Origin of the sequence: Saccharopolyspora sp. 6M (assembly GCF_020176775.1) — a bacterium.
Taxonomy (GTDB): domain Bacteria; phylum Actinomycetota; class Actinomycetes; order Mycobacteriales; family Pseudonocardiaceae; genus Saccharopolyspora_C; species Saccharopolyspora_C gregorii.
In genome coordinates, this window is sequence record NZ_JAIUJZ010000057.1 from 26,613 (window position 1) to 38,616 (window position 12,004).

Below are 12,004 nucleotides of genomic sequence, written 5' to 3' on the forward strand. Positions count from 1 at the left end.
CGCCGAACTCGGCGTCGAAGGGCTGCGCTCGCGCGTGGCCGAAGAACTCGTCCGCACCCGCGAGCGCAGCGAGGTGCTCACCGGCAGCGTCGACGACGACGACCTGACCCGGCAGCACTCGCCGCTGATGTCGCCGCTGGTCTGGGACCTCGCGCACATCGGCAGCCAGGAGGAGCTGTGGCTGGTGCGCGACGTCGGCGGGGCCGAGGCGATCCGCCCCGACATCGACGACCTCTACGACGCGTTCCAGCACCCGCGCCGCGACCGGCCGCAGCTGCCGCTGCTGGGCCCGGCCGAGGCCCGCTCCTACGTGGGGGAGGTGCGCACCAAGGTGCTCGACCTGCTCGACCGCACCCCGCTGGAGGGCAGGCGGCTGGTGGAGCAGGCTTTCGCCTTCGGCATGATCGTGCAGCACGAGCAGCAGCACGACGAGACGATGCTGGCCACCCACCAGCTGCGGAAGGGCCCGCCGGTGCTCACCGCCGACGACCCGCCCGCGGCCAGGGCGGAGGCGCTCCCGGCGGAGGTCCTGGTGCCGGGCGGGCCGTTCACGATGGGCACCTCCACCGAACCGTGGGCGCTGGACAACGAGCGCCCCGCTCACCCGGTGCACGTGCCGGATTTCCTCATCGACACCACCCCGGTCACCAACGCCGCCTACCGCCGCTTCGTCGAGGGCGGCGGCTACGACCAGCCCCGCTGGTGGAGCGAGGAGGGCTGGGCGTACCGGCAGCACGCGGAGCTCACCGCGCCCCGGTTCTGGCGCCGCGACGGCGACGGCTGGCTGCGCCGCCGCTTCGGGCACGTGGAACCGCTGCCGCCGGACGAACCGGTGCTGCACGTCAGCTTCCACGAGGCCGAGGCCTACGCGCGGTGGGCCGGCAAGCGGCTGCCCACCGAGCAGGAGTGGGAGAAGGCCGCCCGCCACGACCCGCGCACCGGCCGCTCGCTGCGCTACCCGTGGGGCGACGGGGACCCGGGGCCCGAGCACGCGAACCTCGGGCAGCGGCACCTGCGGCCTGCGGCGGCGGGCGCCTACCCGCTCGGTGCCGCGCCGTGCGGCGCGCGCCAGCTCATCGGGGACGTGTGGGAGTGGACTTCCTCGGACTTCCTGCCGTACCCGGGTTTCGGCGCCTTCCCGTACCGGGAGTACTCGGAGGTGTTCTTCGGGCCGGGGCACAAGGTGCTGCGCGGCGGCTCGTTCGGCACCGACGCGGCGGCCTGCCGCGGCACCTTCCGCAACTGGGACCTGCCGATCCGGCGGCAGATCTTCAGCGGTTTCCGCTGCGCGCGCACCCCGCGCCCGGGCGAGCTCGGCTGAGCGCGGGATGTGCAGGCACCTGGGATACCTCGGGCCACCGCTGCCGCTGGCGGAACTGCTGCTGGACCCGCCGCACTCGCTGCTGCAGCAGACGTGGGCGCCGCGGGACATGCGCGGCGGCGGCACCGTCAACGTCGACGGGTTCGGCGCCGGCTGGTACGAGGACGGCGGCGAACCCGCCCGGCACCGGCGCGCCGTTCCGATGTGGACGGACCGCTCGTTCGCCGAGCTCGCCCGCAGGCAGCGCTCCGGCGCGGTGCTGGCGGCGGTGCGCTCGGCCACGGTCGGCATGCCGGTGAGCGAGGCGGCGTGCGCCCCGTTCACCGACGGGCGGTGGCTGTTCAGCCACAACGGCGTCGTCGCGGGCTGGCCCGAGTCGCTGGCGAAGGCCGCGGCCGACCTGGACGTCGTGGACCTGATGACCTTGGAGGCGCCGACGGACTCCGCGGTGCTGTGGGCGCTACTGCGGCACCGGCTGCACCGCGGCGAGGACCCGGCGCGGGCGGTGCGCGCCGTGGTCGGGCAGGTGGTGCGCACCCGGCCCGAATCGCGGCTGAACCTGCTGCTCACCGACGGTTCCGCGCTGGTCGCCAGCACCTGGGGCCACGCGCTGTCGGTGCGCCGCACCGCCGACTCGGTGCTGCTGTCCTCCGAACCGTTCGGCGACGACGCGCGGTGGGAGCCGGTCCCGGGGCGGCACCTGGGCGTCGCCCGGCCCGGATCCGTGCACGTCGCACCACTACTCGACGAGGGGGAAACGCCGTGACCGAACCCGAACTGGTCGTGCACTTCACCGAGCAGGACGCGGCCCGCGAACTGCGCGCCGACGTCCGCGCCGGTCTGACCGACCGGCCGAAGTGGCTGCCGCCGAAGTGGCTCTACGACGCGGCGGGCAGCGAGCTGTTCGAGCGGATCACCGCGCTGCCGGAGTACTACCAGACCCGCGCCGAGCACGGCATCCTCAGCAGGCACGCCGTGGACGTCGCCGAGCTCACCGGGGCGGGCACCCTCGTCGAGCTCGGCTCCGGCTCCTCGGAGAAGACCCGGCTGCTGCTGGACGCGCTGCGCAAGACCGCGACGCTGCGGCGGTTCGTGCCGCTGGACGTCTCGGAGTCCGCGCTGCGCCAGGCGATCACCGCGATCGCCGTGGACTACCCGGAGCTGCCGGTGCGGGGCATCGTCGGCGACTTCACCACCGAGCTCGCCGCGGTGCCCGCGGGCAGCGGGCGGCTGGTGGCGTTCCTCGGCGGCACCATCGGCAACTTCCCGCCCGCCGAGCGCGCCCGGTTCCTCGCCGCGGTGCGCGCCGCGCTGCGGCCGGGGGAGTGGTTGCTGCTGGGCACCGACCTGGTGAAGGACCCGGACCGGCTGGTGCGGGCCTACGACGACGCCCAGGGCGTGACGGCCGAGTTCGACCGCAACGTGCTGCGGGTGCTCAACCGGGAGCTGCGCGCCGGGTTCGACCCGGACGCGTTCTCGCACGTGGCCCGGTGGGACGCCGAGCAGGAGTGGATCGAGATGCGGTTGCGGGCGAGCCGGGCGATGCGGGTGCCGATCGAGGATCTAGGCCTGACCGTGGAGCTCGCCGCAGGCGAGGAGATCCGCACCGAGGTGTCGGCGAAGTTCCGCCGCACCCGCGTCGAGGGCGAACTCGCCGACGCCGGGTTCGAGCTCACCCGCTGGTGGCTCGACGACGCGGGCGACTTCGCGCTGTCCCTGGCCACCGCGGTCTGAACCCCGCCCGCACCGTGGCCGCGATCACGACCGCGGGTCGCGGCCGCGGTGCGGTGTGACAGGGTTGGCCGGGTGAGCGGCATGATCAAGGTTGCGCAGTGGCTGGGTCGCAAGCAGTGGTTCGCCTCGGCGGGCCGGAAGCTGGTGCCCGTCGACCTCGCCGTGCAGCGGCGTACCGGTGGCCGGCTCGGCCTGGCGCGGCTGGCCGGGTTGTCCTCGATGCTGCTCACCACCACCGGGCGGCGCAGCGGCCTGCCGCGGGAGGTGCCGCTGCTGTACGTGCCGCACGGCGACGACTTCCTGGTGGTCGGCTCGAACTGGGGCCAGGCGTCGCACCCGGCCTGGTCGGCGAACCTGCTCGCGCACCCGGAGGCCGAGGTGGACGTGATCTCCCGCCGGGTTCCGGTGCGCGCGGTGCTGCTCACCGGCGAGGAGCGGGAACGGCTGTGGCACGAGGTGGTCCTGCCGTTCTGGCCCGCCTACGCGGACTACGCCCGCCGCGCCGGCGGCCGCGAACTGCGCGTCTTCCGCCTCACCCCGCGCTGAGGCGAGCGGGTCCTCAGCGGCGTTCGCCGATGAGGACCGACCAGCCGAGCGACCCGCGTTCCCGGGTCAGGTAGTCGTTGCGGAACCGGCGCGAGTCGCCCAGCATCCGCTCCCGGTCGGGGTGCTCGGGGTTGCGCCTGGCCCAGGTGTGGGCGTTCTTCCACTGCCCGGACTCGTAGCGGTCCCAGTCGTCGAGCGAAGCCGACACCAGGCCGGTGACCTCCACGTCGAACTCCTCGGCGACGTGCACCAGCTCGATCAGCGACGGCAGCTCCTCGGTGGAGGAACCGTCGACGGAGTGCACGTCGCCGATCGCGAACCGGCCGTGCTCCACCAGCGCCGCGACCATCCACTCCATCGACGCGCGGAACCCGCCGAGCGCGAAGCTCGCGCCCAGGCAGGTCGCGACCGTGTACCCGCCGGGCTCCGGCTCGAACTCCAGCGCGGGCCCGTGCACGTGCCGCACCCGGTCGGTCAGCCCGGAGGCCGCGGCGCGGTCCCGCGCGGCCCGCACGAACTCCTCGTTGTTCTCCAGCCCCACCACTTCGGCGCCCATCGCGGCGAGTTCGGCGGCCCACCAACCGCGCCCGGCCCCGACGTCGAGCACCCGGTCACCGGCGCCGATCTCGAGGTGTTCGGCGACCTCGCGGAGCTTCGCGGGGCTGATCGGGTTCTGCACGTCGTGGGTGGATTCGACGATGGAGAAGTAGTCGCTGTCGCTCATCGGCGGCAAGGGTAGCGGACCCGGAGATCACCCCCGCCCGGTGTTTCGTCCCCCGGCTGCGGCGGGCGGAACTGCCGGGATGGATCTTGGGCGCGCCCCGGGACCGGAGCAGAGTTGCGGCCGTGCGCGCAGTCGGACCGCGAGGAGGGCCGATGACCCGTGCGAGCCGACCCGGCTTCGGGGGAGGCCGCCCCGCGTGGCGCAACCCGACCGGCCGTCGCGGGAGCCGCACGGGGACGAGTGCCCGGCGGGCGGTGATCACGTGCTGATCCCCGAGCAAGGGGGCCGGATGGTGTGCGTCAAGTGCGACCAGGTCCGCCGAGCACCGCCCGCAGGCGGCCCGTGTCAGGCGCGGCCGGGTGCGGGGAGACCGACGAGGCAGCGCAGGCACGGCATGCCCGCCGGTCCCGGCGAGACCTCGGCGACGTCGGCGGGGATCAGCTCGCCGCACGCGGTCGTCCAGCGCACGACGTCCGCCACCGGCCCGTCGGCTTCGGCCAGGTGCGCCTGTCGGCGGGATTCGGCGACGGCGCCCGGCGCGTAGCGGACGGCCACGACCCGGGTGGTGCGGGCGGGTGTTCGTTGGCCACCGGACGGGGCGTTCTCCGATGCGTCGGGCAAGCCGGTTCACCTCCGGGGGTGGGACGCGGCCGCCGACGCGGGTGACGCGGGGTAGGCGGCGCCGCTACCCGAGCAGGGTAACGACAGCGGGCGGAGGGCGGAACCTCCGATCCGCGGGCGGGTTCGGCGCAGCGGACGGTGACCGCGGCCGGACGTTCCCGGTGCTGCGCGCGGGTGTTCGGCGGAACGGAGCACGTCCGCCGATGCGGCAGTGGGCCGTCGGCGCACGGCTGAACGGGGCAGCCGCGGCTAGCCTGACCAGCGGTCCGCGCAATCCAGGGGGTGGCTCGTTGGGTCGAGAATCACGCGCGTTCGACGCGCCGCGGCTGCCGCACCGGTCGCGGGCTTCGACGGTGGCCCGGGTCGGTGCGGCCCTGCTGTCGGCGGCGGTGCGCGCGGTGACCGGCTACGGCTGGGCGAACTACGGCGACCTGCGGTGGGCGCTGAGCACCAGCGCCGCCACCGAGGGCGCGACGGCCGACGGGGCCACCGACATCCTGCTGGTGGGCTTGGACAGCCGCACCGACGCGCAGGGGCGGCCGCTGCCGGACGACGTGCTGCGCCGGCTGGGGGCCGGGCGGAACCCGGCGAGCCTGACCGACACGCTGATCCTGGTGCACGTGCCGGAGGACGGGTCGCGGGCCACCGCGTTCTCCATCCCGCGCGACACGTACACGACCATCCCGGGGCACGGCGAGCACAAGATCAATTCGGCGTACGGGCGGGGGAAGGCGGCGGCCGCGGCGCGCCTGGTCGGGCTCGACCCGGCGGAGCGGGAACGGCGTTCCGCCGACGCGGGCCGATCGCTGGTCACCGACTCGGTGCAGCGGCTGACCGGGGTGCAGGTCGACCACTACGCGGAGGTGAACCTGCTGGGCTTCGCGCGGCTCACCGAGGCCGTCGGCGGGGTGCCGGTGTGCTTGAAGCGGCCGGTGCGCGATTCCTACTCGGGGGCGGAGTTCGCCGCGGGGCACCAGCGGATCGCCGGTGCGGAGGCGCTGGCGTTCGTGCGCCAGCGCCACGGCCTGCCCCGCGGGGACCTGGACCGGATGGTGCGCCAGCAGGCGTTCCTGGCCGGGCTGGTGCGGACCGCGACCTCCGGCGGGGTGCTCGCGCAGCCCGCGCGGCTGAGCGAGCTGATCGACTCGGCGCGGCAGTCGATCGTGCTGGACCGGGAGTGGGACGTGCTGACCTTCGCCCAGCGGATGCAGGGGCTCACCGCGGGGGCCGTCGAGTTCTCCACCATCCCGATCCGGGACGCGAACTTCGACACCCGCGACGGCCAGGCGGTGCGGGTCGATCCGGTCGAGGTCGGTCGCGCCGTGCAGGGCGCCGCGCACGGCAGGCCGGTGCCGCGCCAGGCCGATCCCACGGGCGCGCGCTCCACCGGGGAGCACACCGCGGAGACCGGCCGGTCGACGTCCACCCGCAGCACCCGGGAGGCCGACGAGACCGGCGCGTCCACGAGCTCGCCGCGAACCTCGACGACCCGCACGTCCCGGTCGAGCGAGGAGACCACGAGCCCCTCCAGCAGCACCCGCTCGTCGAGCACCCGCTCCACGACCTCGGAGACCACGCGGACCTCGGAGCCGACGACGAGCCGCACGGGCACTTCGGCGCCCCGCCAGGAGCAGCCCATCGCCCCGGAACCGCTCACCGCCGACGGCATCAACTGCATCAACTGACCCGGAACGCGCGACGGCCCCCGCACGCTTGTGACGTGCCGGCCCCGCCGATCAGCTACCTGCCGGATCGGCAGGTGATCAGGAGCGGATCATCTTGCGCAGCACGTACTGCAGGATGCCGCCGTTGCGGTAGTAGTCCGCCTCACCGGGGGTGTCGATGCGCACCTTGGCGTCGAACTCGACGGTGGAACCGTCGCCCTTGGTGGCCACGACCTTGACCGTCTGCGGGGTCTCGCCGTCGTTGAGCGCGGTGATGCCCGACAGGTCGAAGGTCTCGGTGCCGTCCAGGCCCAGCGACTTCGCCGAGGAGCCCTCGGGGAACTGCAGCGGGATGACGCCCATGCCGATCAGGTTCGAGCGGTGGATGCGCTCGAAGGACTCGGCGATGACCGCCCGCACGCCCAGCAGGCTGGTGCCCTTCGCGGCCCAGTCGCGGGAGGAACCGGAGCCGTACTCCTTGCCACCCAGCACGACCAGCGGGGTGCCCTGCGCGGCGTAGTTCTGCGCGGCGTCGTAGATGAACGCCTGCGGAGCGCCGTCCTGGGTGAAGTCCCGCGTGTAGCCGCCCTGCACGTCGTCCAGCAGCAGGTTCCGCAGCCGGATGTTCGCGAAGGTACCGCGGATCATGACCTCGTGGTTGCCGCGGCGCGACCCGTAGGAGTTGAAGTCCTTGCGGTCGATGCCGTGGTCGCTGAGGTACTTGCCCGCGGGGGAGTCCGGCTTGATCGCACCGGCCGGGGAGATGTGGTCGGTGGTGACCGAGTCGCCCAGCAGCGCCAGCACGCGGGCACCGGAGATGTCGGTGACCGGGCTCGGCTCCATGCCCATGCCCTCGAAGTACGGGGGCTTGCGCACGTAGGTGGACTCGGAGTCCCACTCGAAGGTCTCGCCCTCCGGCGTGGGCAGCGAACGCCAGCGCTCGTCGCCCTTGAACACGTCGGAGTAGTCCTTGGTGAACATCTCCTGGGTGATCGCGTAGTCGATGGTCTCCTGGACCTCCTGCGGCGAGGGCCACAGGTCGCGCAGGAACACCGGCTCGCCCTCGGTGTCGTGACCGAGCGGGTCGGTCTCGAAGTCGAAGTCCATGGTGCCCGCGAGCGCGTAGGCGATGACCAGCGGCGGCGAGGCCAGGTAGTTCATCTTGACGTCGGGGTTGATCCGGCCCTCGAAGTTCCGGTTGCCCGACAGCACCGAGGTGACCGACAGGTCGTTCTGCTGCACCGCGGCGGAGATCTCCTCCGGCAGCGGGCCGGAGTTGCCGATGCAGGTGGTGCAGCCGTAGCCGACCAGGTGGAAGCCCAGCTTCTCCAGGTACGGCCAGAGACCGGCCTTCTCGTAGTAGTCGGTGACGACCTGCGAACCCGGCGCCATCGAGGTCTTCACCCAGGGCTTGCGGGTGAGGCCCTTGTCCACGGCGTTGCGGGCCAGCAGCGCGGCACCCAGCATCACCGAGGGGTTCGAGGTGTTGGTGCAGGAGGTGATCGAGGCGATCACCACGGCACCGTGGTCGAGCTCGAACTCGCCGTACTCGTCCGAGGACACCTTGATCGGGTTCGTCGGGCGGCCGGAGGCGCCGTCGGCGGCCGAGACCAGCCGCGGCTTGTCGCCCTCGCCGTGGTGGGTCACCGACACCGGGTCGCTGGCGGGGAAGGACTCCTCGCCGGCCTCGTCGAGCGCCGCGTCGTCGGTGTTCTGTACCTGCACGTAGTCGGTGAGCGACTTGCGGAACGACGGCTTGGCGTCGGAGACCTCGATGCGGTCCTGCGGGCGCTTCGGCCCGGCGATGGACGGCACGACCGTGGACAGGTCGAGCTCCAGCAGCTCCGAGTACTCCGGCTCGTGGTCCGCGTCGTGCCAGAGGCCCTGCTCCTTGGCGTAGGCCTCCACCAGCGCGACCTGGTCGGCCGGGCGGCCGGTGAGCTTGAGGTACCGGATCGTCTCGTCGTCGATCGGGAAGATCGCGGCGGTCGAGCCGAACTCGGGGCTCATGTTGCCGATGGTGGCGCGGTTGGCCAGCGGCACCGAGGCGACGCCCGAACCGTAGAACTCGACGAACTTGCCGACGACGCCGTGCTTGCGCAGCATCTCGGTGATCGTGAGGACCACGTCGGTGGCGGTGGCACCGGCGGGGATCTCCCCGGTCAGCTTGAAGCCGACCACGCGCGGGATGAGCATCGAGACCGGCTGGCCCAGCATCGCGGCCTCAGCCTCGATGCCGCCGACGCCCCAGCCCAGCACGCCCAGGCCGTTGACCATGGTGGTGTGCGAGTCGGTGCCGACGCACGAGTCCGGGTAGGCCTGGCCGTTGCGGGCCATCACGGTGCGGGCCAGGTGCTCGATGTTGACCTGGTGCACGATGCCGGTGCCCGGGGGGACGACCTTGAACTCGTCGAAGGCGCCCTGGCCCCAGCGCAGGAACTGGTAGCGCTCCTTGTTGCGGCCGTACTCGAACTCGACGTTGCGCTCGAAGGCGTCCGGCTTGCCGAACACGTCGATGATCACCGAGTGGTCGATGACCAGCTCGGCGGGGGCCAGCGGGTTCACCTTGGAGGTGTCGCCGCCGAGGTCGGCGACGGCCTCGCGCATGGTGGCCAGGTCGACCACGCAGGGGACTCCGGTGAAGTCCTGCATGATGACCCGCGCGGGGGTGAACTGGATCTCCGTCGACGGCTCGGCCTTGGCATCCCAGCTCGCCAGGGCGCGCACGTGGTCGGCGGTGATGTTCGCACCGTCCTCGGTGCGCAGCAGGTTCTCCAGCAGGATCTTGAGGCTGTAGGGCAGCCGCGCCGCGCCGTCGACCGCGTTCAGCCGGAACACCTCGTAGGAGGCGTCACCGACCTTCAGCGTGCCGCGGGCACCGAAGCTGTCCTTGCTCGCAGGTGCAGTCACGTTCAACTCCATCTCGCGACGGGCGCAAGTCAGTTCAGGGAACGACCGCGAGTCTCGCGCACGTCGGCCGAGCATGCGCGCAGCCCCGGCGGTCTGATGGTCATAACAGTACGCTTGTCCTGTAATCCGGCTCAAGGCCGGGTCCGCCCGAATCGGCCGTCCGATGTTCCGGTTCGTGCACAACCCCGTTTTTTCCGGCGGAATCCCGTCCGGAACGCCGCGGAACGGTGCGGGAGATCACGTTTCGCCCCGGACGCGTCCCGCCCGCCTCGGCGCCGCGCGCCCACCGGGCCGCGGACTTACGCTCGACGCGGCAGACCGCCCGGGCGGAACGGTGCCGTCCGGCGCTCCAGCGCAGGGGGGAACCATGGCCACACGGGAGCGGTCCCGCAGCGGGCTCGGCGGCGAGCTGGCGGCGGAATTCCTCGGCACCTTCGTGCTCATCCTGCTGGGCTGCGGCTCGGTGGCCGTCGCGCTCGCCGGGCTTCCCGGTTCCGGCCGCCAGGAGGACGCGTTCGGCGCGGGCAACTGGCTCATCATCGCCTTCGGCTGGGGCTTCGCCGTCGTGTTCGGCGTCTACATCGCGGGCGGCGTCAGCGGCGCGCACATCAACCCCGCCGTCACCCTGGCCTTCGCCGTCCGGCGGAGCTTCCCGTGGCGCAAGGTCGTGCCCTACGTGGCCGCCCAGGTGGTCGGGGCCTTCCTCGCCGCAGGCGTCGTGCACGCCTGCTACCGGTGGGCCATCGACGCCTACAACGCGAAGGCCGGGGTCACCCGCCCGGAAGCGCTGGACACGTTCTCGATCTTCGCGACGTTCCCGGCGAAGTACTTCGGCGACTCCTGGTTCGGCCCGCTGCTGGACCAGGTCGTGGGCACCGCGATCCTCGTCGCGCTGATCTGCGCGCTCATCGACCTGCGCAACACCGCGCCCGCCTCGAACCTCGGCCCGTTCCTGATCGGGATGGTGGTGACCGCCATCGGGCTGAGCTTCGGCACCAACGCGGGGTACGCGATCAACCCGGCGCGCGACTTCGGGCCGCGGCTGTGGACCTACCTGGCCGGGTGGGACGAGATCGCGCTGCCCGGCAGCTACCAGTACTTCAGCTGGTACTTCTGGATCCCGATCGTCGGGCCGCTGGTGGGCGGGGTGCTCGGCGCGGTCGTCTACGACCTGTTCATCGGCCGGGTGCTCGCCGCGCGCGACACGGCGCCCGAACCCGGCCGGAGCGGCGACTAGACCGGACGGTCCGCCCTCGATCCGAGCGGGTCGACCGGTCGGGGGGAACCGCGGAGGTGCGGTGCTCCGGGTGGTGCCGGGACTCGGAGCGGCGGGCCCGGCGCCTGTGCTTCGATGACCTGCGTGCGCACCCTGCTCGCCGCTCCCAAGTCCGCCGGCGTGACCGCCGCGGTCCTCTCCGCGCTCTGCTTCGGCGGCTCGGGCCCGTTCGCGAAACCGCTGATCACCGTCGGTTTCACCCCGCTGCAGGTGGCGTGGATGCGGCTGGCGGGCGGGGCGCTGCTGATGCTGCCGTTCGCGGTGCGCCACGCCGGAGCGCTGCGGCGGGCGCCGTGGCTGCTGCTGGGCTACGGGCTGTTCGCCATCGCCGGGGTGCAGACCTGCTACTTCGCGGCCATCGCCTCGATCCCGGTGGCGGTGGCGCTGCTCATCGAGTTCCTGGGGCCGGTGCTGGTCCTCGGCTGGATCCGGTTCGTGCGCCGCGCCCCGGTGACCAGGCAGGCCGCGATCGGCACCGCGCTCGCGCTGGTCGGGCTGGCGTGCGTCGTGGAGGTCGCCGCCGGGCTGCGCTTCGACCCGGCCGGGCTGCTGCTCGCGCTGGCCGCGGGCGGGTGCCAGGCCGGGTACTTCCTGCTCTCGGACAGCTCCGCCGAGGTGGATCCGCGGGCGCTGGTCTCCTACGGCCTGCTCGTCGGTGCCGCCGTCGTCACGCTGGTCGCGCGGCCGTGGGAGCTGGACTGGGCGCTGCTGGCGCGGCCGGTGCAGCTGTCCGGCACGCCGTTCCCGGCGCTGCTCGTCGTCGGATGGGTCGTGCTGGTGAGCACCGTGCTCGCCTACCTCACCGGCATCCTGGCGGTGCGGCGGCTGTCGCCGCCGGTCGCGGGCGCGGTGGCGTTCCTGGAGCCGGTGGTGGCCACCGTGCTGGCCTGGCTGCTGCTCGGCGAGCACGTCGGCCCGTGGCAGCTCGCCGGGGGAGCGCTGGTGCTCGCCGGTGCCTTCATCGCCCAGCGGTCCGCCCCCGCGGTCGAACCCACCGCCCGGCCCGTCGAGGTCCGAGCAACGCCGGAGCGCTGATCGGTCAGGCCGCGCGGGTGCGGGACATGCGCTGGTAGGCGGTCTTGGCGGCGTGGACGATGAGCCCCTCCAGGAGGGCCACGGCCACGCTGGTCAGCAGGGTCGCCAGGAAGTTCATGGTGGGCGTGCTTTCTGCCGTCGGATTCCTGCTCGTACGCCCCGACGGTCCCGGT

At 73.0% G+C, this 12,004-nt stretch carries 10 protein-coding genes; 7 read left to right on the plus strand and 3 right to left on the minus strand.

What is annotated here, in order from left to right:
• Positions 1 to 22 precede the first annotated feature (22 nt).
• From egtB to LCD31_RS09645, 4 genes are all read left to right on the plus strand, one after another.
• Entirely contained in the window at positions 23 to 1,321 is a 1,299-nt protein-coding gene (gene egtB / locus LCD31_RS09630) for an ergothioneine biosynthesis protein EgtB (protein WP_224957464.1), read from the plus strand.
• A 7-nt stretch (positions 1,322 to 1,328) separates the two neighbouring features.
• The gene (egtC, locus tag LCD31_RS09635) at positions 1,329 to 2,087 is read left to right on the plus strand and encodes an ergothioneine biosynthesis protein EgtC (RefSeq protein ID WP_224957407.1); all 759 of its coding nucleotides are present in this window, start codon (positions 1,329 to 1,331) and stop codon (positions 2,085 to 2,087) included.
• Positions 2,084 to 3,055 (plus strand): L-histidine N(alpha)-methyltransferase, encoded by a 972-nt coding sequence (gene egtD, locus LCD31_RS09640; RefSeq protein WP_224957408.1) that lies wholly within the window; start codon positions 2,084 to 2,086, stop codon positions 3,053 to 3,055. The genes egtC and egtD overlap by 4 nt, the downstream gene beginning before the upstream one ends.
• 81 nt (positions 3,056 to 3,136) lie before the next feature.
• Positions 3,137 to 3,601, plus strand: coding sequence for a nitroreductase/quinone reductase family protein (locus LCD31_RS09645; protein WP_224957409.1), 465 nt, complete (start codon positions 3,137 to 3,139; stop codon positions 3,599 to 3,601).
• Positions 3,602 to 3,614: 13 nt separating this feature from the next.
• Here the strand turns inward: LCD31_RS09645 and LCD31_RS09650 are convergent, their stop codons facing one another.
• Both LCD31_RS09650 and LCD31_RS09655 read right to left on the minus strand, forming a co-directional pair.
• Positions 3,615 to 4,325, minus strand: coding sequence for a cyclopropane-fatty-acyl-phospholipid synthase family protein (locus LCD31_RS09650; RefSeq protein WP_224957410.1), 711 nt, complete (start codon positions 4,323 to 4,325; stop codon positions 3,615 to 3,617).
• Between the two features lie 345 nt (positions 4,326 to 4,670).
• On the minus strand, positions 4,671 to 4,946 hold the full coding sequence (locus tag LCD31_RS09655; protein ID WP_224957412.1) for a hypothetical protein: 276 nt from the start codon (positions 4,944 to 4,946) through the stop codon (positions 4,671 to 4,673).
• A gap of 290 nt (positions 4,947 to 5,236) precedes the next feature.
• Here LCD31_RS09655 and LCD31_RS09660 point away from each other — a divergent pair, with 290 nt between their 5' ends.
• The gene (locus tag LCD31_RS09660) at positions 5,237 to 6,631 is read left to right on the plus strand and encodes an LCP family protein (protein ID WP_224957415.1); all 1,395 of its coding nucleotides are present in this window, start codon (positions 5,237 to 5,239) and stop codon (positions 6,629 to 6,631) included.
• Between the two features lie 78 nt (positions 6,632 to 6,709).
• On the opposite strand, the gene LCD31_RS09665 is transcribed toward LCD31_RS09660, so the two are convergent.
• On the minus strand, positions 6,710 to 9,520 hold the full coding sequence (locus LCD31_RS09665) for an aconitate hydratase (RefSeq protein ID WP_224957417.1): 2,811 nt from the start codon (positions 9,518 to 9,520) through the stop codon (positions 6,710 to 6,712).
• Positions 9,521 to 9,887: 367 nt separating this feature from the next.
• Here LCD31_RS09665 and LCD31_RS09670 point away from each other — a divergent pair, with 367 nt between their 5' ends.
• Together LCD31_RS09670 and LCD31_RS09675 are read left to right on the plus strand one after the other, a co-directional pair.
• The gene (locus LCD31_RS09670) at positions 9,888 to 10,757 is read left to right on the plus strand and encodes an MIP/aquaporin family protein (protein ID WP_224957418.1); all 870 of its coding nucleotides are present in this window, start codon (positions 9,888 to 9,890) and stop codon (positions 10,755 to 10,757) included.
• 114 nt (positions 10,758 to 10,871) lie between these two features.
• Positions 10,872 to 11,831 (plus strand): DMT family transporter, encoded by a 960-nt coding sequence (locus LCD31_RS09675; protein ID WP_224957419.1) that lies wholly within the window; start codon positions 10,872 to 10,874, stop codon positions 11,829 to 11,831.
• The last annotated feature ends 173 nt before the right edge of the window (positions 11,832 to 12,004 follow it).

Excerpts from the sequence above, each read along its gene's own strand:
- egtC (WP_224957407.1), top strand. The coding sequence starts at position 1,329 with ATGTGCAGGCACCTGGGATACCTCGGGCCACCGCTGCCGCTGGCGGAA.
- LCD31_RS09645 (WP_224957409.1), top strand. The coding sequence starts at position 3,137 with ATGATCAAGGTTGCGCAGTGGCTGGGTCGCAAGCAGTGGTTCGCCTCG.
- LCD31_RS09650 (WP_224957410.1), bottom strand. The coding sequence starts at position 4,325 with ATGAGCGACAGCGACTACTTCTCCATCGTCGAATCCACCCACGACGTG.
- LCD31_RS09670 (WP_224957418.1), top strand. The coding sequence starts at position 9,888 with ATGGCCACACGGGAGCGGTCCCGCAGCGGGCTCGGCGGCGAGCTGGCG.
- LCD31_RS09675 (WP_224957419.1), top strand. The coding sequence starts at position 10,872 with ATGACCTGCGTGCGCACCCTGCTCGCCGCTCCCAAGTCCGCCGGCGTG.